At 72.3% G+C, this 18,659-nt stretch carries 15 protein-coding genes and 1 tRNA gene; 5 read left to right on the top strand and 11 right to left on the bottom strand.

Annotated elements, in window-relative coordinates; all coding sequences use genetic code 11:
- Positions 1–168 precede the first annotated feature (168 nt).
- Both IAI59_RS03420 and IAI59_RS03415 read left to right on the top strand, forming a co-directional pair.
- Positions 169–2,721, top strand: a complete 2,553-nt coding sequence (locus tag IAI59_RS03420; protein WP_207418687.1) for a cation:proton antiporter domain-containing protein — start codon at positions 169–171, stop codon at positions 2,719–2,721.
- Between the two features lie 205 nt (positions 2,722–2,926).
- Positions 2,927–3,802, top strand: coding sequence for a universal stress protein (locus IAI59_RS03415; RefSeq protein ID WP_207418689.1), 876 nt, complete (start codon positions 2,927–2,929; stop codon positions 3,800–3,802).
- Between the two features lie 45 nt (positions 3,803–3,847).
- Here the strand turns inward: IAI59_RS03415 and hpf are convergent, their stop codons facing one another.
- The 11 genes from hpf to tsaE all read right to left on the bottom strand — a co-directional run bounded on the left by hpf (position 3,848) and on the right by tsaE (position 15,496).
- Positions 3,848–4,519 carry a ribosome hibernation-promoting factor, HPF/YfiA family gene (gene hpf / locus IAI59_RS03410; protein WP_207418693.1) on the bottom strand — a complete coding sequence of 224 codons (672 nt, stop codon included), beginning with the start codon at positions 4,517–4,519 and terminating at the stop codon, positions 3,848–3,850.
- Between the two features lie 79 nt (positions 4,520–4,598).
- Positions 4,599–6,086 carry an RNA polymerase factor sigma-54 gene (gene rpoN, locus IAI59_RS03405; RefSeq protein WP_207418695.1) on the bottom strand — a complete coding sequence of 496 codons (1,488 nt, stop codon included), beginning with the start codon at positions 6,084–6,086 and terminating at the stop codon, positions 4,599–4,601.
- Between the two features lie 218 nt (positions 6,087–6,304).
- Entirely contained in the window at positions 6,305–7,075 is a 771-nt protein-coding gene (lptB, locus tag IAI59_RS03400; protein ID WP_207418697.1) for an LPS export ABC transporter ATP-binding protein, read from the bottom strand.
- Entirely contained in the window at positions 7,072–8,028 is a 957-nt protein-coding gene (locus IAI59_RS03395; protein WP_207418698.1) for an LptA/OstA family protein, read from the bottom strand. The genes lptB and IAI59_RS03395 overlap by 4 nt, the downstream gene beginning before the upstream one ends.
- Entirely contained in the window at positions 8,025–8,744 is a 720-nt protein-coding gene (gene lptC / locus IAI59_RS03390) for an LPS export ABC transporter periplasmic protein LptC (RefSeq protein ID WP_207418699.1), read from the bottom strand. Before lptC ends, IAI59_RS03395 begins: the two co-directional genes overlap by 4 nt.
- A gap of 238 nt (positions 8,745–8,982) precedes the next feature.
- Positions 8,983–9,663 carry a ribonuclease D gene (locus tag IAI59_RS03385; RefSeq protein WP_207418700.1) on the bottom strand — a complete coding sequence of 227 codons (681 nt, stop codon included), beginning with the start codon at positions 9,661–9,663 and terminating at the stop codon, positions 8,983–8,985.
- Positions 9,664–9,716: 53 nt separating this feature from the next.
- Positions 9,717–9,800, bottom strand: a tRNA-Leu gene (locus tag IAI59_RS03380).
- A 330-nt stretch (positions 9,801–10,130) separates the two neighbouring features.
- Positions 10,131–13,250, bottom strand: a complete 3,120-nt coding sequence (addB, locus tag IAI59_RS03375; protein WP_207418707.1) for a double-strand break repair protein AddB — start codon at positions 13,248–13,250, stop codon at positions 10,131–10,133.
- Entirely contained in the window at positions 13,250–13,975 is a 726-nt protein-coding gene (locus IAI59_RS03370; protein WP_207418710.1) for a nucleotidyltransferase family protein, read from the bottom strand. Before IAI59_RS03370 ends, addB begins: the two co-directional genes overlap by 1 nt.
- Entirely contained in the window at positions 13,972–14,988 is a 1,017-nt protein-coding gene (locus IAI59_RS03365) for an aminoglycoside phosphotransferase family protein (protein WP_207418719.1), read from the bottom strand. The genes IAI59_RS03370 and IAI59_RS03365 overlap by 4 nt, the downstream gene beginning before the upstream one ends.
- A gap of 49 nt (positions 14,989–15,037) precedes the next feature.
- Positions 15,038–15,496 carry a tRNA (adenosine(37)-N6)-threonylcarbamoyltransferase complex ATPase subunit type 1 TsaE gene (gene tsaE / locus IAI59_RS03360; protein ID WP_207418731.1) on the bottom strand — a complete coding sequence of 153 codons (459 nt, stop codon included), beginning with the start codon at positions 15,494–15,496 and terminating at the stop codon, positions 15,038–15,040.
- Between the two features lie 154 nt (positions 15,497–15,650).
- On the opposite strand from tsaE, the gene IAI59_RS03355 reads away from it, so the two are divergent.
- The 3 genes from IAI59_RS03355 (at position 15,651) to mnmE (ending at position 18,656) form a co-directional block, all read left to right on the top strand.
- Entirely contained in the window at positions 15,651–16,682 is a 1,032-nt protein-coding gene (locus IAI59_RS03355; protein WP_207418734.1) for an amino acid ABC transporter substrate-binding protein, read from the top strand.
- A 100-nt stretch (positions 16,683–16,782) separates the two neighbouring features.
- Positions 16,783–17,136: a (2Fe-2S) ferredoxin domain-containing protein gene (locus tag IAI59_RS03350; RefSeq protein ID WP_207418738.1), complete on the top strand. Its 354-nt coding sequence runs from the start codon at positions 16,783–16,785 to the stop codon at positions 17,134–17,136.
- A gap of 200 nt (positions 17,137–17,336) precedes the next feature.
- Positions 17,337–18,656 (top strand): tRNA uridine-5-carboxymethylaminomethyl(34) synthesis GTPase MnmE, encoded by a 1,320-nt coding sequence (mnmE, locus tag IAI59_RS03345; protein WP_408887619.1) that lies wholly within the window; start codon positions 17,337–17,339, stop codon positions 18,654–18,656.
- The last annotated feature ends 3 nt before the right edge of the window (positions 18,657–18,659 follow it).

Below are 18,659 nucleotides of genomic sequence, written 5' to 3'. Positions count from 1 at the left end.
GGCGCACGGCCCCCCCGCTGTTCTGACAAAACCTCCATGTTCTGAAGCCTCGCGCCGTTCGGGCGTTGCTATGCCATGCCATGCGCGCCGCCGGCGCCGCGTGGCGGCTTGCAATGCCGTGCCGGGGCGTGCTTCCCGCAGGGCCAGGACAGTGCGGACCGATCCCCGATGTTGACCAGCCTCCCCGAAACGCTCCTGGCCACGGCGGTGCTGCTGATCGTCATCAGCGCCATCCAGCCCCTCGCACGCTGGCTGGAGTTGTCCAGCACCGTGCTGCTGGCCGGCGTCGGCGTGGTGATCGGCGGCGGCGCCACCCTGCTGCTCAACACTTCCCACACCAAGGCCTTCGACGACGCGGCGCGCGCGATGCTCGATTTCCCGATCAACGCGGACGTCTTTCTCTACATCTTCCTGCCGCTGCTGGTGTTCCACGGCTCGCTGCAGATCGACGTGCGGCGCCTGGCGCGGGACGCGACGCCGGTGCTGGTCATGGCGGTGGTGGCGGTGCTGGTGACCACCGCGGCGGTGGGCTTCGCCCTGGCGCCGATCGCCGGTATGTCGCTCACCGTGTGCCTGATGCTGGGCGCGATCGTCGCCACCACGGACCCGTCCGCCGTGGTCGCCATCTTCCGCGAGATCGGCGCCAACAGCCGGCTGACGCGGCTGGTAGAAGGCGAAAGCCTGCTCAACGATGCAGCCGCCATCTCCATCTTCACCATCCTGCTGGCACAGGTCACGGGCAACCAGCCGGTGCAGTGGCTCCCGGCCGCCATCGCCTTCGCGGGCTCCTTCGCGGGCGGCATCGCGGTGGGCTTCGCCTTTGCGCGGTTGATGGTCGCGGCGGTACCGTGGCTCGGCGGCAACCGCACGGCGGAGGTGACGCTGACGCTGGCCCTGCCCTATGTCGCCTACATCGTCTGCCACCAGTTCCTGCATGTGTCGGGCGTGGTCGCCGCCGCCGTGGCGGGGCTGACGGTCAGCGCCATGGGTCCGTCGACCTTCCGGCCGCAAAGCTGGCAGTTCCTGCAGGATGTCTGGGCGCAGCTGTCCTTCTGGGCCAGCTCCATGGTCTTCGTGCTGGCCTCCATGCTGGTGCCCAAGCTGCTGCTGGGCGCCACGCAATGGGACATGGTGCTGGTGGCCGTCGTCATGCTGGCCGCCATGGCGGCGCGCGCCAGCGTGCTGTTCGGCATCCTGCCGCTGCTGGAGCGCAGCAAGCTTTCGCCCCGCGTGCCCTCGGCGGTGAAGGCCACCATGCTGTGGGGCGGGCTGCGCGGCGCCATCACCCTGGCGCTGGCGCTGTCCGTCACCGAGCATGGCGGCGTGCCGGCGCCCGTGCAGCGCTTTGTCGCCATCCTGGCCACGGGCTACGTGCTGTTCACCCTGCTGGTGAACGGCACCACGCTGCGCTACCTCGTGCGCTGGCTGAAGCTCGACCACCTGTCCGCTTCCGATCAGGCGCTGCGCAACCAGGTGGTCGCCATCGGCCTGGGCGAGGTGCGCGACAAGCTGCGCCACACCGCCGCCGAGTTCGGCTTTTCCGCCCCCGCCAGCTCCCACGTGCTGGACAGCTACGACCGCCGCATGCGGGCCGAGACGGCGGCCAACACCTTTGACAGCGCGATCGGCGACCGCGAGCGCGTCACCCTCGGCCTGATCACCTTCGCCAGCCAGGAGCGCTCCGTGCTGCTGGCGATGTTCGAGGACCAGGTGCTGACCCGCCGCGTCATGGAAAGCCTGCTGTGGAGCGCGGAAAGCATGATCGACGGCGCGCGGGCGGAAGGCCGCTACGGCTACATCCAGGCCGCCCGCCGCCGCCTGCAGCCGACGCTGCGCTTTTCCGCCGCCCAGTGGCTGCACCGCCGCTTCCGCATCGACACGCCGCTGATGCACTGCATGGCCGAGCGGTTCGAGACGCTGCTGCTGACCCACCTCGTCGCCGTGTCCATGAGCCGCTTCATGCGCCGCCGCATGGAACCCGTGCTGGGCCGCCGCGTGACGGAGGTGGTGGGCGACATCGTGGCGCGGCGCGAGGACCTGTTGCAGGACGCGATGGACGTGCTGCGCCTGCAATACCCCGGCTACGCCGAGGCGCTGGAGGCGCGCATGCTGCGCCAGATCGGGCTGCGCCTGGAATCGGAGGAATACGCCGGGTTGCGGCGCGAATCCCTGATCGGCGAGGAACTGCACGACGAGCTGCTGCGCGGCCTGGAAACGCTGCGCCAGCAGGTGGCGCGCCCGCTGCAGTTCAACATCCAGTCCGGCATCGACCGCCGCATCCGCGAGTTCGAGATCTTCGCCGACCTGCAGGAAGCCCTGTTGCACGACCTGGCCATGAGCGTGACCACCCGCTTCGCGGTGCCGGGCGAGCGCATCTACCGCGTGGGCGCCAAGGCGGGGTCGCTGTTTCTGATCAGCCGCGGCATGGTGACGCTCAAGAGCGGGCGCAGCGGTGGCGAGCAGGTGCTGGGCACGGGCGAGTTCTTTGGCGAGGCGGAGCTGCTGGCGGGGCTGGACCGCCGTGCGGCGCGCGCCCGTGCCGGCAGCTTCTGCCACCTGCTGGAGCTCGATGTCGCGGACCTGAACCGCCTGCTGCACGAGGCACCGGACCTGAAGCTGCGCATGGAGCGCATCCTGGCCACGCGCGACAGCGGCATCGCCACCACCGCGGGGGATGTTTCGCAGCCCGTGGGACTGGAAGCGACGGTGGCCGGAAACTGAAGGCGCGGCCCCCGGGAGCCATCATGAAGCTTCCGGCCGCCGGGGCATCGACGGCCAGGCGTCCCGGGGCTGGAAAGCGGCGCTCCTGGCCTGATCGTGTCCGTCAGGCTCAAGCTGCTGCCCAAGGGCAGACTCCGCCGCCGCCTCTATGGTAGCCTGCCGCCGGAGAGGCCCGGGACCCGGGCCGCATGAGGAGGTCCGATTCATGGCCTATCGTCGGTTGTTGCTGCCGCTGACCGGAACCGCCGCGGGCGAGGCCGCCCTGCATACCGCGCTGATGGTCGCCCGCATCTGGAACGCGCATGTGCATTGCCTGCATGTGCGCGTCGATGCGCGCGACGTCGCGCCGCTGGCGGGCGAGGGCCTGTCGGGCGCCATGATCGAGGAGATGATGGCGGCCACGGAACGCGAAAGCGGCGAACGTGCCGGCCGCGTGCATGCGTTGTTCGAGCGCTTCGTGCAGGGCCGCGACGTCACCATCGCGCTGAACGCCGAAAGCGCCCTGAAGACCGAAGGCCCGACGCTGTCCTTTGAAAGCATCGCCGGGCGCGAGGAGGACGTGGTGGCGCAGCAGTCGCGCCTGTACGACATGGCGGTGGTGCCGCATCCGGAAGCCGATGACGACGTGTCCTCGTCCGACGCGCTGCACGCCGTGCTGTTCGATTCCGGCCGCCCGGTGCTGATCGCGCCGCGCGTCGCGCCGCCGACCATCGGCACCCGCGTCGCCTGCGCCTGGAACGGCACGGCGGAAAGCGCCGCCGCCGTCAACGCCGCGCTGCCCTGGCTGCACCGGGCGGAGGCCGTGCGCCTCTTGCATTCCACCGACTACCAGCGGCGCGGGCCGGCGGTGGAAGGCATCCGCGCCTATCTGCGCTGGCACGAGATCCAGGCGGAGATCGAGGCCTTCAAGCCGCAAACGCGCGAGGTCGGTGCCGGCCTGCTCGGCGCCGTGCGCGACTTCAACGCCGACCTGCTGTGCATGGGCGCCTACAGCCATTCCCGGCTGCGGCAGCTGATCCTGGGCGGCGTCACCCGCCACGTGCTGGAAAACGCGGACATCCCGGTCCTGATGTGCCGCTGAGGCACCGCCGCCGCCGGTCCTGACCGGCGGCGGCCCTTGGCGCGGCTATTGCGCGGCCGTGGTGTCGATCCAGCCGACATGGCCGTCCGGCCGGCGGTACACGACGTTCAGCTGGCCGCTGGCGCGGTTGCGGAACATCATCACCGGCATCTGGCCGAGATCCAGCCGCATCACCGCCTCGCTCACCGTCAGGCGGGAAATCTCGGTCGGCGTTTCAGCGATGATCGCGCCCTCGCCGTCGTGCTTGTGCAGCAGGTCGTCGTGTTCCTTGGCCGTCAGGCCGTCGGCCACCGTGCCGTCATCCGGGTTGGCGGGCACCAGGGCCTCGCCCTCGTCATCCTCCGGCACGTCCACGGGGCCGGCCAGGATCACCTGGCGCGCGGTTTCCGCCGTGGCGGGCAGGCGCTCCTCCGCCATGTCGCGGGAATGCTCGTTCACCCGGCGGCGATAGCGCCGCAGCCGCTTGGCGATATGCGCGGCCGCCTCGTCGAAGGCGCGGTGGGCATCGGCGCCCTCGCCCTCGCCGCGCACGCTCAGGCCCCGCCCGGCATGGACGTCGATGGCGCAGGTGAAGAAGGACCGGTTCTTGGCGAAGGTGACGCGCGCTTCCAGCGCATGGTCGAAGTACTTCTTGGTGACGATCTTCAGCCCGTCGGCCACATGGACCTTCAGTGCATCGCCGGTCTCGACCTGCTTGCCGGCCACGGTGATGTGCATGGTGAGCGATCCCCTTTCCCTGTTCAGGGGAGGGGCCGTCCCGGGGGACGGCGAGGTGGGGGTGCAACCCACCCCTGAATCAGGCCGGGACGGCCTTCTCCCGTTTGCGCTGCACCGAAGAAGGAATGCGCAGCGCCTCGCGATATTTGGCCACCGTCCTGCGGGCGATGTCCACCCCTTCTCGCTTCAAGATGGCGACGATGGCGTCGTCTGACAGGATGTCCGCCGCGGATTCCGCATCCACCATGCTGCGGATGCGATGGCGGATCGCCTCTGCGCTGAAGGTTTCACCGCCGGTGCCGCCGATCGCCGTGGTGAAGAAGTATTTCAGCTCGAAATTGCCCCGCGGCGTCGCGATGTACTTGTTGGCCGTGACGCGCGAGACGGTCGATTCGTGCATCTCCACCGCCTCCGCCACGTCGCGCAGGATCAGCGGCCGCAGATGCGCGACGCCGTGGCGGAAAAAGCCGTCCTGCCGCCGCACGATCTCGGCCGAAACCTTCAGGATGGTGCTGGCGCGCTGCTCCAGGCTCTTCACCAGCCAGTTGGCGGCCTGCATCTGCTCGGCCAGGAAGGCGCGCACTTCGCGGTTGGCGCCGACCTGCGCGCGGGCGTGGAAGCCGCGGTTGACCAGCACGCGCGGCAGCGTCTCGGGGTTCAGCTCCAGGATCCACTCGGCTTCCATGCCCTCTTCCGGCTCCAAAGCCAGCGGGGCGGGGCGCATCAGCACGTCGGGCACCAGCGCGGGGGTGGGGTCGTCGTCGAAGCCGGCGCCGGGCTTGGGGTCCAGCCGCTTCAGCTCGGCCACCATGTCGGCCAGGTCCTCGGCGTCCACCTCGCACAGCCGCATCAGCACGCGCATCTCGCGCCGCGCCAGCAGCTCCAGGTTCGCCAGCAGCGCCACCATGGCGGGGTCCAGCCGGTTGCGCTCGGCCAGCTGCACGGACAGGCATTCGGCCAGGTCGCGGCAGAACATGCCCACCGGCTCGAAGCGCTGCATGCGGGCACGGATGGCGGCGACGCGCGCTTCCTCGCAGCCCAGCGCGGCGGCGATGCGCGCATCCTCCACCGCCAGCCGGCCGGCACCATCCAGCAGCGCCACGAGCTGCGCCGCGATCAGCCGGTCGCCCGGGTCCGCGAAGGTCAGGCGCAACTGCTCGCCGATCTCCTCGCGCAGGCTGCGGGGCCGGCCGGCGGCCATCTCGTCGATGCCGCGATCGTCCGTCTCGAAGTCGGCGCGGCCGCCACGCGAGGGCGCCTCCGCGTCGTAGACGTTGCTCCAGTCGCCGATGTCGAGCGGCGCCTCCGCCTCGGCCGGCAGCGTGGTGGCGGTGGTGGTGTCGAAGCTGTCGGCGGGGGCCGGGGCGGGGGCCACGGCCTCTGGCGCCTGTACCGGCACCTCGATGCCCTCGTCACGCTCCAGGAGCGGATTGCGCTCCAGCTCCTCGTCGATAAAGGCGGTGACCTCGACGTTGGAGGATTGCAGCAGCTTGATCGCCTGCCGCAGCTGCGGCGTCATGACCAGCGACTGGGTTTGCCGCAGGTCGAGGCGGGGGCCGAGGGCCATGGCTAGGCGGGAAAGGTCGGGGAAAAGAATTCCCCCGAACCCCCGTCTTCTTTATGTCCACCATCCGGCAGCGGCCCTGGCGACGCGGCGCCGGCGACCTCGGCCGTGAAGCACCGCTTCTCAGCGGGCGAATGCGAAGAAAGCCGGGAAAAAGATGGAAGCTCAGGGGAATTCTTTTCCCCGACCTTGCTGTCCTCCAACCCCACGCCAGCCATTGCCTAGAGGCTGAACCGCTCGCCGAGATAAACGCGGCGCACGCCCTCATGCGCCACGATATCCTCCGGCGTGCCCTCCATCAGCACCTGCCCGTCATGCAGGATGTAGGCGCGGTCGATGATCTCCAGCGTTTCGCGCACGTTGTGGTCGGTGATCAGCACGCCGATGCCGCGGTTCTTGAGATGCTTGACCAGATCACGGATCTCGCCGACCGCGATGGGGTCGATGCCGGCCAGCGGCTCGTCCAGCAGGATGTAGGCGGGGTGCGTCGCCAGGGCGCGGGCGATCTCGCAGCGCCGCCGCTCGCCGCCCGACAGCGCCAGCGCCGGCGCGCGCCGCAGGTGGGAGATGCCGAACTCCGTCAGCAGCGAATCCAGCATCTGCTCGCGGCGCGCCCGCACCGGCTCCACCACCTCCAGCGCCGCGCGGATGTTGTCCTCCAGGCTGAGGCCCCGGAAGATCGAGGCCTCCTGCGGCAGGTAGCCGAGGCCCATGCGCGCGCGCCGGTACATCGGCAGCATGGTGACGTCGTGGCCGTCCATGAAGACGCGGCCCTCGTCCGGCCGCACCAGCCCGGTGATCATGTAGAAGGAGGTGGTCTTGCCGGCGCCGTTGGGGCCGAGCAACCCCACCGCCTCGCCGCGCCGGACGCTGAGCGATACGTTGCGCACCACCGGCCGCTTCTTGAAGCGCTTGCCGAGGCCGACGGCGACCAGCCCGCCCTCGCCAGGGACGACCTTCAGGCCCGGGGCAGGGCGGGGAAGGTCGTTCACCGGGCGGCTCCGCCGGGGGCGGGGTTGCCGCGCGGGCGCACCGCGTCCTGGCTCTGGGAATTCGGCACGATCAGCCCCTGCACGCGCTGGCCCGGGGTGTTGACCAGCCGGGCCACGCCGGTCCGCATGTTCACGATGGATTCCTGACCATTCAACTGGTTCTCGCCGCGGGTAATGCGCACGCCGCCGAGCAGCCGCGCCATGCCCGTGACGGCGCTGTAGACGCCACGGTCGCCTCGCACCACCTCGGCCGGCGTGCGGATCTCGACATTGCCGAAGGCTTCCACGCGCTCCAGCTGGCTGCCGGCGCCAGGCACCTGGCGGGGCGCGCCGTTGGCGGCCGGCCGGGGCGGCGGGGGGGCCGCCGGCGCCGCGCCCTGTTCCAGGAAGTAGCCCACCAGCGTGTCGGCCGCGATGCGGCGCTGGTCGCTGGTCACCACCACGGCGGCGCCGCGCGCGACCGACATGCGCTTGGCCGGCCAGTATTCCATGCTGTCGCGCGCCGTCAGCACGTCGGTCGGGGTGGTCAGCTTCAGGTTGCGCCCGGTCAGCACCATCACGCCCTGGTCCATGTCATAGACGGCGCGGTCGCCCACGGCGGTGTCGGTCGCGGTGCTGATGCGGACGTTGCCTTCCGCTTCCAGCCGCCAGATCTCGTTGCCGCCGCTCGGCCCCTCGGCGGCGGCGGCCGGCGAGCTGGGGGCGGGCGCCGGCGCGGCGCCGGCGCGCGGGCGGTAGCGGGCGATCAGCCGGTCGCCTTCCAGCGTCACGCCCTCGCGGATGGCGCGCGCGTTGCCGGTGGCGATCACCACCTGCTCCGCCTGCCGCCATTCGATGCCGTTGGTGGAGGTGACGTCCACCGGGCCACCCTTGGTCATGTCCAGCGCCTGGCCAAAGGCGGGCGTGGCCAGCGCCAGCGGCGCCAGCAGCAGCAGCGCGAGGCGGCGTCTCATTGCCGGCCCTCCAGCACCGCGTGGCTGCGGCCGGTGAAGAACACCACCTGCCCGCGCTCACGCAGCTTGAAGCCCTCGCTTTGCAGCGTGCCAAAGGGGCCCTGGGCGGCGGTCGCCACGTCGCTCTCGGCCTCGCCGGCATGCACGTCGATATGCGCGGCCTCGGTCTTCAACGTGGTGCCGTTGTCGTGCCACAGCGTCACATTGCCCTGCAGGTCCAGCAGGGAGTCCGGGCGGTTGTACTGGCCGTCCTGCGATTCCAGCAGCATCCAGGCGCCGTTGGTCAGCAGGATGTCGGCACGCGGCTTGGCCAAGTCGATCATCCCGGTCTGGTCCCGCTGCACGGCGGAGGTGGCGGTGAGGTTGTAGGGGCGGTTCTGCTCGTCCACCCCCTGGAAGCGGGCGCCGGAAATGCGCATGGCATCGGCGGTCGCCTGGGTGGCGCGGCGAAAGGCCATGCGGCCGCGGTCGGCGGCGCCGTCGATCTCCGGCCACAGGGCGATGGCTGCCAGCAGCGTCAGCGCGCCGACCGGCAGCAGCAGCTTGGCCAGCCGCACCGCCACCCGGCGGCGGATAATGGAACCGGAGCTGACCTGCACGCGCGAGCGCGACGGCAGGATCGCCCGGCGGGCCGCGGCGGCACGGTCGGGGCCGGCGACGATCGGGGTGACCGTGGATGCGGCCAGCGTGTCGCGGGGCGGAAAGGGCAACGTCATGCGGCAGGGCCAAGGGGCTGCGCCGGGCCACGCGCCAACGCCGCGACCGGCGCCGCGCCCGCAAGGGCAGGACGACCGGAAGCACGGCAGCACAGGAAGCCGGGCTGGAAAAGGGACAACCTCACGCGCCTTGTATGGGGTGGCGCCCCCGGCCGGTCAACGCCGGAGTGCAATGCCCCTTCAAGAATCGTGCCAACACTTTGACACATTCGGCGCGGCAACGCGTGCCGCAAGGCCGCTAGTGCGCGAAGATATCCGGCTCGTCGTAACCCATCAGGTCCAGGGCGCCCCGGGTGGGCAGAAAGCGGAAGCAGGCCTCGGCCAGCTCCAGCCGCCCTTCGCGCAGCAGCAGCCCTTCCAGCCGGGCCCACAGCGCATGCAGGTGCAGCACGTCGGAGGCGGCATAGGCCAGCTGCTCCGGGGTCAGGTCGGCGGCGCCCCAGTCGGAGGTCTGCTGCTGCTTGGAGATTTCCACGCCCAGCAGGTCGCGGCACAGGGCCTGCAGGCCGTGCCGCTCCGTGAAGGTGCGCACCAGCTTGGCGGCGATCTTGGTGCAGCGGACCGGCGCCACCTCCACACCCAGGGCCGCGCGCAGGATGGCGACGTCGAACCGTGCGAAGTGGAACAGCTTGGTTTGCGCCGGGTTGGCCAGCAGGCGCTTCAGGTTGGGACAATCGGCGCCGCGGCCGCCCAGGCGCTCCGGCACGATCTGCACGCAATGCGCGTTGCCGTCGCCGGCCGAGAGCTGCACCAAACACAGCCGGTCGCGCCGCGGGTCCAGGCCCATGGTTTCGGTGTCGATGGCCACCACGGGGCCAAGGTCCAGACCATCGGGCAGGTCATGGCGATGGAGCTTGATCATGCTGTCGGATTGTCGCCGGGGAGAGGAGAGGGGGGCAGCGAAAAGGGTCTTTGCCATTTCCGCGATCCCGGCTGCCGCGTCCGCACCCGCCGTACTGCGGGAGGGTAATATGCCCAGGAAAGGACTCGAACCTTCACACCCTTGCGAGTACTGGCACCTGAAGCCAGCGCGTCTACCAATTCCACCACCTGGGCAAGGGGTCGAATACGCCTCAGCGGCGTGGAGGGGCTTTTATGGGGGGGCGGGCGACCCGTCAAGCGACCTCCGGCAAAAATCTGCATCGGTCGCGTTTTTGAGGGATTTGCTGGGAAAACAGCCCCGGGGACGCCGCCCCCGGACCCCCACTGGGCAAACGGTGTCCCGCCAGCACCGGCCCCTGACAAAACCAGCATGCCGCCGTTCCGGTCGGCAGCATCAGCGGCCGCCATCCACACCACGCGGGGCCTCGGGGCCCGGCATGCTGTCGGATGCCGGGGGAGGGCTCAGGGGGCGGTGCCTTCTGGACCACGGCTCGGGAAAGCCGCTCACTCCTCTTCCGCGTTTCCCCATTCCGCCACCCGGGCCAGGTGGTCGTGGTCCCGCCGCACCGGGCTGCGGCGTGGATGCGGCCGGGCCATGAAGCGGCGGGAGCCGAGCAAGAAGCCGCGCAGCAGCGCCTCGGTGTTGTCCAGCGCGTCGGCAGCCAGGGTCGCGGCGTCGCCCTTCACCGGCTTCACCTCGCCCGGCGTGCTGCCACCGGACAGGCGCCAGTAGGTCAGGGCGGAAACGGGGCCGGGGGCGACGCCCTCGAACCCGCCATGCTCCAGGATGGCGGCTTCCAGCGGCAGCTGCGGCGCGCGGCCATCGGCCACCTCGGCGGAGCTGGGGGGTGTGCCGGTCTTGTAGTCGATGATGGACAGGCTGCGGTCCGCCAGCCGGTCGATGCGGTCGGCGCGCACCTTCAGCGTCAGGCCGGTGCCGCGCAGCTCCAGCCGGCCCGCCACCTCGGCATGGCGGTGCAGGACGCGGTGGCCGCCCGCTTCCTCCTGCGCGATGGCGAAGGCGCCGATGCGGGCCAGGCGTGGCCGCCAGAAGGCCAGCAGGCCGGGGCGGGCGGCGGCGGCGGCGAGCTGCTCCTCCATCGCTTCCCCGAACCAGGCGGAGGCCTGCACGGGGTCCCAGGGCTGGCCGTCCAGGCGCTTCAGCCAGCCGGCCATGGTGTCGTGCACCAGGTTGCCGTAGTCGCTGGCGCCGACCTCGGCATCCAGCGGGTCCAGCGGTGTCAGGCGCAGGATGCGGCGGGCGTAGAAGCCGTAAGGGTCCGCCACGAGGTCGGCCACCTCGGTGACGCTGATCTCGCGCGGGCGGGCCTCGGAAGGCGGCGCGGGGGCGGGGCGGGGGCAGGGGCGGACATGCTCTGGCAGGTCCATCTGCGCGGCCCAGCCCACGGCGGGGTCGCGCGGCAGGGCCAGGCCCTGGCCATGCCCGTCCTTCTGGCCACCCAGAAAGGTGTCCAGCCGCGTCAGCCAGCGGGACGGCACGGTGGGGGAGCCCGCGCGCTTGCGGGCCCGCGCCAGCACGGCCTGGGGGGCGGAGGCGGCCGCCAGCAGGAAGTCGGCGGCGACGCGGCCGATGCGCGCTTCCGGCTCCGGCAGGCCGAAATCGGCGCGCATCGGCCGGCTCATCCAGGGCCCGGGGTCGGTGGCCTGCGGCCAGACGCCTTCCTCCAGCGCGCCGAGGATGGCGAGGTCGTAGTGCTGCAGCCGCGCTTCCAGCAGGCCGAGGATGGCGACGCGTGGGTGCCGCCCGCCTTCCCGCCCGCGGCCGATGCGCACGCTGGGCGCCAGCGGCCCTTCCAGCGCCACGTCGAACAGCGCGGGCCAGGAGGCGGGGGACATCGGCGCCAGCTCGCGAAAGGCGGGCGGCAGGCTGGCGAGGTGCACGGCCAGCGGCTCGCCTTCCTCGCCGGCATACAGGCGCAGGCCGCCGGGGCGGGCGTCGGTGGCGGCGAGTGCCTCGGCGGCGGCCAGATGCGCGTCCAGCAGGTCGGCCGGCGGGCGGGCAGGGCTGTCGGGCAGTTCGGAAAACCCGTCCAGCGCGTTTTCCAGCGCGTCCAGCAGGGTGGTGGCGCGGGCCAGCAGGCCGGCATCCTTTTCCCGCCGGAAGGCTTCCAGCACCCGGGCGCGCAGCCCGGCCAAGCCGGGGGCGGGGCGGGGGCCGCGCAGGGCCCGCCGCTCGATCAGCCGCACCGCCTCCATCCAGGCGGCGCGCGCCATGCCGCCGGCGGCCATCGGGTGCTTGATCAGCGCCAGCAACGGCACGGGGGCGAAGTCCTCGGCCACGGCGCGGGACAACAGGCGCAGGAACGCGCCGGCCGGCGTGTCGCCCAGCGGCTGGCCGGCGGAATCGTCGGCCAGCACGCCGTGGCGGGTCAGCTCGGCGGCGACGCGGCGGCCGAGGTCGCGGTCGGGCGTGATCAGCGCGGCGCGGGTGCCGGGGGTTTCCAGCGCGCCGCGCAGCAGCAGGGCGATGGCCACGGCCTCGGCCTGCACGTCCGGCGCTTCCAGCAGCGACAGGCCGCGCAGGCCGGGGGTCCAGTGCTCCGGGTCGCGGTGCAGCCAGTCAGCGAGGCCTGCGGCGGGGCGCAGAGCGCGGGCCAGCAGCTCCGTGCGCCGCGCCAGCCCGAGGTCGCCGGAGGGCGCCACGCCCTTGGGCTCCAGGTCCGGGCCGGACAGCCCGTGCCACGGGCGCACGTCGGCCTGGGTGGCGCCCATGCGCTTCAACAGGCGGCACTGGCCGGACAGCGGGTGGGCCGGATTGTCGTGGATGCTGTCCCACAGCTCCTGCGTCATCGGCTCCACGCCGTCATGCAGGATCACGGCGCCGCGCGGCAGGCTGGCCACCACGCGCAAAAGGTCGGCGGCGGCGGGAATGGTGCCGCCCGCGCCGATGCCGGCGGCGAAGACCGGGTCGCGCGGCGGCTCGGCCCGCCACTTGGCGGCCTGGGCCTTCAGGGCTTCCACGCGGCGGGGGCCGATGTCCATCAGCCCCTGCTCGGCGAGCCACGCGTTCCAGGCGTCCAGCACGCCGTGCAGAAAGGCGATGGTGACCTGCCAGTGGGTGGCGAACTCCTCGGGCACCAGGTCGGGCAGCTTCTGCGGGTCGCAGCCTTCCAGCGCCATCTCGTCCAGCAGCTCGGCCAGGGCGGTGGCCAGGCGCCAGGCCTGCTCGGGGCCGTTGGGGCCGCCGTAGCGGGGCGGCAGGCGCAGCACCAGCGCGGTCAGCACCGCCTGGCGGCGGGGCGCGTCCACGGCGGGCGGCAGGTCCAGGAGGCCGGGCAGCGCCAGCTCGTCGGCATCCTCCACCGACAGGCCGGTCAGCGCCCGCATGGTGGGCAGCAGCAGGGTGCGGCCATCGACGGCGCGCAGAAAGGCCTCGCGCAGCGCCATGGCGGCGCGGCGCGTGGGCAACAGGATGGTGACGCGCGCCAGCGCCAGCGGGTCGGTGGCCCAGTTGCCGTCGGCCACCCCCATCTCCTCGATCACGCCGCGGGCCAGCGTGTCCAGGAAGGGCAGGTGGGCGGGGATGTTGTACAGCCCCAGGTCGCGGCGCGGCCGCGCCGGCGGCGACGGCAGCGGGGTGGCCTGGTCCGCGAACAGGTCCATCAGAACATCGCCCGCACCAGGCCGGTGGCCAGCGCGGTTTCCGCGCGGCGCAGGTCGATGGGGCGGGACAGGTGGAACCACGCGCCGTCATGCACCGTGCCGAACAGCCGCCCGTCCGCGATCGCACGGTTCCAATGGCGGTTCATGGAGAAGGGTCCCTCCGGGCTGTCCCGCATCAGCCGCGGATGCAGGATCTGGATGCCGCCATACACGTAGGGGGAAACCTCTTTCTCCTTTGGCCGCCGCACGCGCCCCACCGGGTCCAGGAGGAAGTCGCCCTGGCCGACATCGCTGTCCACCTGCGCGGCGCGCACCATCAGCAGCAGCCCGTCCATCGTCTCGGGGTCGAAGCGCGCGGCCAGGCGCGCGATGGTGGAGGCCGGGCCATCCAGCCAGAAGGCGTCGCCATTGACCACCAGGAACGGGTCGTCGCCCAAAAGCGGCAGGGCGTCGCGCACGCCGCCGCCGGTTTCCTGCACCGGCTCCTCGTGCAGCACGGTGGGCGGATGCGGGCGGGCGGCGCAGACCTCGTCGATCAGGTCCGGGAACCAGTGGGCATTGACCACCACATGGCCGATGCCGGCCTCGTCGATGCGGTCCAGCGCGTGGTCCAGCAGGGTGCGGCCGGCGAGCGGCAGCAGCGGCTTGGGGCGGGCCTCGGTCAGCGGCCGCATGCGGGTGCCGAAGCCGGCGGCCAGCACCATCGCGGAGGAAAGGGTGATCACGCGGCGGCATCCTTCAGCACGGCGGGGTTTCGGCGGAGGTCCGGCGGCACGTGGCGGTCCAGGAAGCGCCGCAGCGGCGCCGTGGCTTCGTGCCGCAGGGCCTCGTCCAGCAGGGCCCAGCAGCGCGGGCCGTGCTGCAGGTAGCGCGGCTTGCCGTCGCGCCGCGCGAGGCGCACCCAGAGCGAGGCGATGCGCAGGTGGCGCTGCGCCGCCATGGCGGCGGTCGCCGCCGCGAAGGCAGCGGCATCCAGCCCCGGCCGCGCGGCCAGATAGGCCGCGACCGCCGCCTGCCGGACATCCGGCGCGACGTCGCGCCGCGCGTCCTGCGTCAGGCTCACCAGGTCGTAGGACGGGTGGCCGTATCCGGCATCCTGGAAGTCGATGATGCCGACCCGGCGCGGCCCGGCGCGATCCGGCAGCGGGATCAGGTTGGCCGGAAAGTAGTCGCGGTGCACAAAGCCGTGGGCGCCCTGGAAGGGGTCCAGCATGGCCCGCATGGCCTGCGTGAACTCGGCGCGCACGGCATCGGCCGGCGGGGTGCCGAAGGCGGCGGGCCACCACCAGTCCAGAAAGGTCAGACCCGCCATCTCGGTCATGCGCGGGGCCTCGTAGTCCGGCAGGCCGGCCGGGGGCGGCGCCGCGTGGATCGCCGCCAGGGCCTCGGCCGCCGCGACGTAAAGCGGCAGCGGGTCGGCGCCGGCGTCCAGCAGCGAGGCATGGGTGTCGGGCCCCAGATCCTCGACCAGCAGCAACCCGGCGGCGCGGTCTTCCGCCAGCACCTCGGGCGCCGACAGGCCGAGCGTGCGCAGATGCGCGCCGACCGCCAGAAAGGGCAGCAGGTCGCGCTCCGGCGTCAGGCCGACGCGGGGGGCATCGGCGCAGTCCATCAGCAGCGCCGGGCGGGGCACGGCGCCGGACAGGCGGGTGTAGCGGCGGTGGCCGGCATCCTGCGGCAGCGGGGTGCGGGTGGCGGCGCCGAAGCCGGCAGCCCGGAGAAAGGGTTCGGTGGTCATGCTGCGGCCGGTTCCTGCCGGGCCAGGCGGGGTTTGCCAAGGGGGCACGTCATGGGGCCAGCCGTGCCAGCCGCGCGCCCCAGCCGGACATCTCGGCGCTGCGGGCGTCGCCTTCGCCGGGCGTCAGGCGCAGCCGCAGGGCGTCCGGCGGCGCCAGATGCTCCAGCCGCTGCGGCCATTCCACCAGCACGATGCCATCGCGCGCCTCCTCCCACCCCAGCTCCTCCAGCTCGTCCGGGCCGGACAGGCGATACAGGTCGAAATGATGCGCGGGGCCGGCCGGCAGCGCATAGGCCTGCACCAGCGTGAAGGAAGGCGAGGGGACCTCCAGCGTCGCATCGCCCGCCGCCGCGCGCAGAAAGGCCCGCGCGAAGGCCGATTTGCCGGCGCCAAGCGGCCCTTCCAGCAGCAGCGCGTCGCCGGCCCGGGCCAGCCGCGCGGCGCGGCCCGCCAGGGCCTCCGTGGCGGCGAGATCGGGCAGGTGGAGGATCAGCGGATCGGTGAGCATGCCCCGCCAATCTGCCCCGCCGCGCCCCGCCGCCACAAGGCCGGACGGGGTGGCCGCGGGACCGGGGCGGGGATTGTCACGATTCTCGCACGACGCCCTTGCCGGGCCGCTCCGGCGCCCGCTTAATCCGCACGCTTCCGGAGGAAACATCATCATGCGCCTGCCCGTTCCCGCCCTGCTGGGCGGCCTCGCCCTGGCCTTGGCCGCCGGCCTCGCCACCCCCGCCGCCGCGCAGCCCGCGACGGATGCCGTGGGCGCCATCCGCGCCCGCGGCGCGCTGGTCTGCGGCACCGCGCCCTCCACCGTCGGCTTCGCGACGCCGGATTCCGCCGGCCGCTTCCGCGGGCTGGACGCCGACTACTGCCGCGCGGTCGCCGCCGCCCTGCTGGGGGACGGGGAAAAGGCGCGCATCGTGCCGACCACCACGCAGCAGCGCTTCACGCAGCTGCAGTCGGGCGAGATCGACGTGCTGTCGCGCATCACCACCTGGACGCTGTCGCGCGAAGGCTCGCTCGGCCTCGCCTTCGCGGGGGTCAACGTCTACGACGGGCAGGGCTTCATCGTGAAGACCTCGCTCGGCATCACTTCCGCCAAGCAGCTGGACGGCGCCACCATCTGCATGCAGCCCGGCTCCACCACCGAGCTGAACGCCGCGGACTGGTTCCGCACCAACAACCTGCGCATGACGCCGGTGCTGATCGAGGACATCGAGGAAGCCCGCAAGGCCTTCTTCTCCGGCCGCTGCGACGCCTACAGCACGGATTCCACCGCGCTGGCCGCCATGCGCTACAACCAGGGCGACAACGCGTCGCAATACATGGTGCTGCCGGAAATCATCTCGAAGGAGCCGCTCGGCATCGCCATCCGCAAGGGCGACTGGAAGTTCTTCGACATCGTCCGCTGGACGCATTTCGCGCTGCTGACGGCCGAGGAGCTGGGCCTGACGGCGGCCAACATCGACAGCTTCGCCGACAGCACCAACCCCGACATCCAGCGCTTCCTGGGCAAGACCGGCGACCTCGGCAAGATGCTGGGTCTGCAGCCGGACTGGGCCGTGCGCGTCATCAAGGCGGTCGGCAACTACGGCGAGGTGTGGGACCGCAACCTGGCGCCACTGGGCATCCCCCGCGGCATCAACAACCTGTGGAGCAAGGGTGGCGTGCAATACGCCCCGCCGATGCGCTGACACCGGCCGGCCGGGGGGAGCCTGCTTTCCCCCCAGCTGCGTGGGCCAAGTGGCCGGGCGCGTGCTAAACCCGCCCGACCCCCGCGCAAGGCTTTGCCCCATGCTTGAGAACGACCCACCCCCCTTCTTCCAGGCCCATGTGTTCGTGTGCTGCAACCGGCGCCCGGACGGCCACCGCCGCGGCTCCTGCGCCGCGCGCGGCAGCGAGGCGCTGAAGGACTACATGAAGGCGCGCGCCAAGGAGCTCGGCCTGAAGGGCGTGCGCGTGAACACCGCCGGCTGCCTGGACCGCTGCGAGTTCGGCCCCGCCATCGTGGTCTATCCGGACGGCATCTGGTACCGTGCCGAAACGCGGGACGACGTGGACGAGATCCTGTCCGCGCATCTGGTGCAGGGCGGGCGCGCCACGCGGCTGATGCTGACGGAAAAGGACGTGCCGCCCCCCAAGGGGTAAAGGCCAGGAAGCGCTGCCCCCTGAACCCCCAGCGGCTGAAGCCGCAGCTCTTGCTGCAGTAATAAACTCACGGCACTGGCTTCCGCCCCGAAAGCACCCTTCGCTTTCCGATGCCGGGGTCCGGGGTGGCTCAGCCACCCCGGCGGAAAGGTCCGGAGAGGGCAGCGCCCTCTCTGGCCATGCTCTCCGCCGCGCTAGATATGCTCTCCATGACCGACACCATCTTCGCCCTGGCTTCCGGCGCCGGCCGTGCCGCCATCGCCGTGCTGCGCCTGACGGGAAGCGACACCGCCCTCATCGTCGCTGCCCTGGCCGGGCGCCTGCCGCCGCCCCGCCATGCCAGCCTGCGACCGCTGCGCGATGCGGCGGGCGAGGTGCTGGATGAGGCGCTGGTGCTGTGGTTCCCCGGCCCGCGCTCCTACACCGGCGAGGATTCGGCGGAGCTGCACCTGCATGGCGGCCCCGCCGTGCTGGCGGGTGTGAGCGCCGCGCTGCTGGGGGCGGGCGCGCGCCCGGCCGAGCCGGGCGAATTCACGCGCCGGGCCTTTCTTAACGGCCGGATGGACCTGACCGCGGCGGAAGGCGTGGCCGACCTGATCGAGGCCGAGACGGCGGCGCAGCGGCGTCAAGCGCTGCGGCAGGCGGGCGGCGCGCTGGCGGAGCGGTATGCCGGCTGGGCCGAACGTCTGACCCGCCTGCTGGCGCACCAGGAGGCGGCGATCGAGTTCGCCGAGGACGGGCTGCCCAACGATTTGGAAGACCGGATGCGCGCCGGGGCGGCGGCGCTGGCGGCCGAGATCGGCGCGCACCTGGACGATGGCGGGCGCGGGGAGCGGCTGCGGGACGGGGTATGGGTGGCGATCGTCGGCGCCCCCAATGCCGGCAAGAGCTCGCTGCTCAATGCCCTGGCGGGGCGGGAAGCGGCGATCGTCTCGGCCCAGGCGGGCACTACGCGGGACGTGGTGGAGGTGCGGCTGGAGCTGGCCGGCGTGCCGGTCTGGCTGGCCGATACGGCGGGGCTGCGCGAGGCATCGGACGCGATCGAGGCGGAGGGCGTGCGCCGCGCGCGGCGGCGGGCGGCGGAAGCGGACCTCGTGGTCGCCGTCTTCGCCGCGGATCAGGCGCCCGACGCGGCGACGCTGGAGCTGCTCGCCCCAGGTGTGCTGGTGCTGGCGAACAAGATGGACCTCGCGGCGGCGCCGGCCGAACTCGGCGGCGTCGCGCCGCTACCGGTCTCGGCCCGCACGGGAGCGGGGCTGGATGCGCTGCGGGCGGCGCTGGAAGCGGCGGTGGCGGCACGCGCTGGGCACTCCGGCGAGGCACCGCTGACCCGCCCCCGGCACCGTGCCGCGTTGCGCGAAGCGGCGGGCTGGCTGGCGGAAGCCGGGGCAGCACCCCTGCCGGAACTGGGGGCGGAAGCGCTGCGGGCGGCGCTGCGCGCCCTGGGGCGGCTGACCGGGCGGGTGGGCGTCGAGGAAGTGCTGGACGTGGTGTTCGGGGATTTCTGCATTGGAAAATAGCGC

The sequence above is a fragment of the Roseomonas haemaphysalidis genome, assembly GCF_017355405.1.
Taxonomy (GTDB): domain Bacteria; phylum Pseudomonadota; class Alphaproteobacteria; order Acetobacterales; family Acetobacteraceae; genus Pseudoroseomonas; species Pseudoroseomonas haemaphysalidis.
Note: the sequence above shows the minus strand (reverse complement) of the source record. Positions and strands in the feature narration are given on the sequence as shown.

Bases quoted from the DNA above. Each gene is read 5' to 3' on its own strand.
- IAI59_RS03415 (WP_207418689.1), top strand. From the start codon at position 2,927: ATGGCCTATCGTCGGTTGTTGCTGCCGCTGACCGGAACCGCCGCGGGC.
- IAI59_RS03395 (WP_207418698.1), bottom strand. From the start codon at position 8,028: ATGAGACGCCGCCTCGCGCTGCTGCTGCTGGCGCCGCTGGCGCTGGCC.
- IAI59_RS03385 (WP_207418700.1), bottom strand. From the start codon at position 9,663: ATGGCAAAGACCCTTTTCGCTGCCCCCCTCTCCTCTCCCCGGCGACAA.
- mnmE (WP_408887619.1), top strand. From the start codon at position 17,337: ATGCTCTCCATGACCGACACCATCTTCGCCCTGGCTTCCGGCGCCGGC.
- IAI59_RS03420 (WP_207418687.1), top strand. From the start codon at position 169: ATGTTGACCAGCCTCCCCGAAACGCTCCTGGCCACGGCGGTGCTGCTG.
- IAI59_RS03350 (WP_207418738.1), top strand. From the start codon at position 16,783: ATGCTTGAGAACGACCCACCCCCCTTCTTCCAGGCCCATGTGTTCGTG.
- addB (WP_207418707.1), bottom strand. From the start codon at position 13,250: ATGGACCTGTTCGCGGACCAGGCCACCCCGCTGCCGTCGCCGCCGGCG.
- lptC (WP_207418699.1), bottom strand. From the start codon at position 8,744: ATGACGTTGCCCTTTCCGCCCCGCGACACGCTGGCCGCATCCACGGTC.
- tsaE (WP_207418731.1), bottom strand. From the start codon at position 15,496: ATGCTCACCGATCCGCTGATCCTCCACCTGCCCGATCTCGCCGCCACG.
- IAI59_RS03355 (WP_207418734.1), top strand. From the start codon at position 15,651: ATGCGCCTGCCCGTTCCCGCCCTGCTGGGCGGCCTCGCCCTGGCCTTG.
- rpoN (WP_207418695.1), bottom strand. From the start codon at position 6,086: ATGGCCCTCGGCCCCCGCCTCGACCTGCGGCAAACCCAGTCGCTGGTC.
- hpf (WP_207418693.1), bottom strand. From the start codon at position 4,519: ATGCACATCACCGTGGCCGGCAAGCAGGTCGAGACCGGCGATGCACTG.
- IAI59_RS03365 (WP_207418719.1), bottom strand. From the start codon at position 14,988: ATGACCACCGAACCCTTTCTCCGGGCTGCCGGCTTCGGCGCCGCCACC.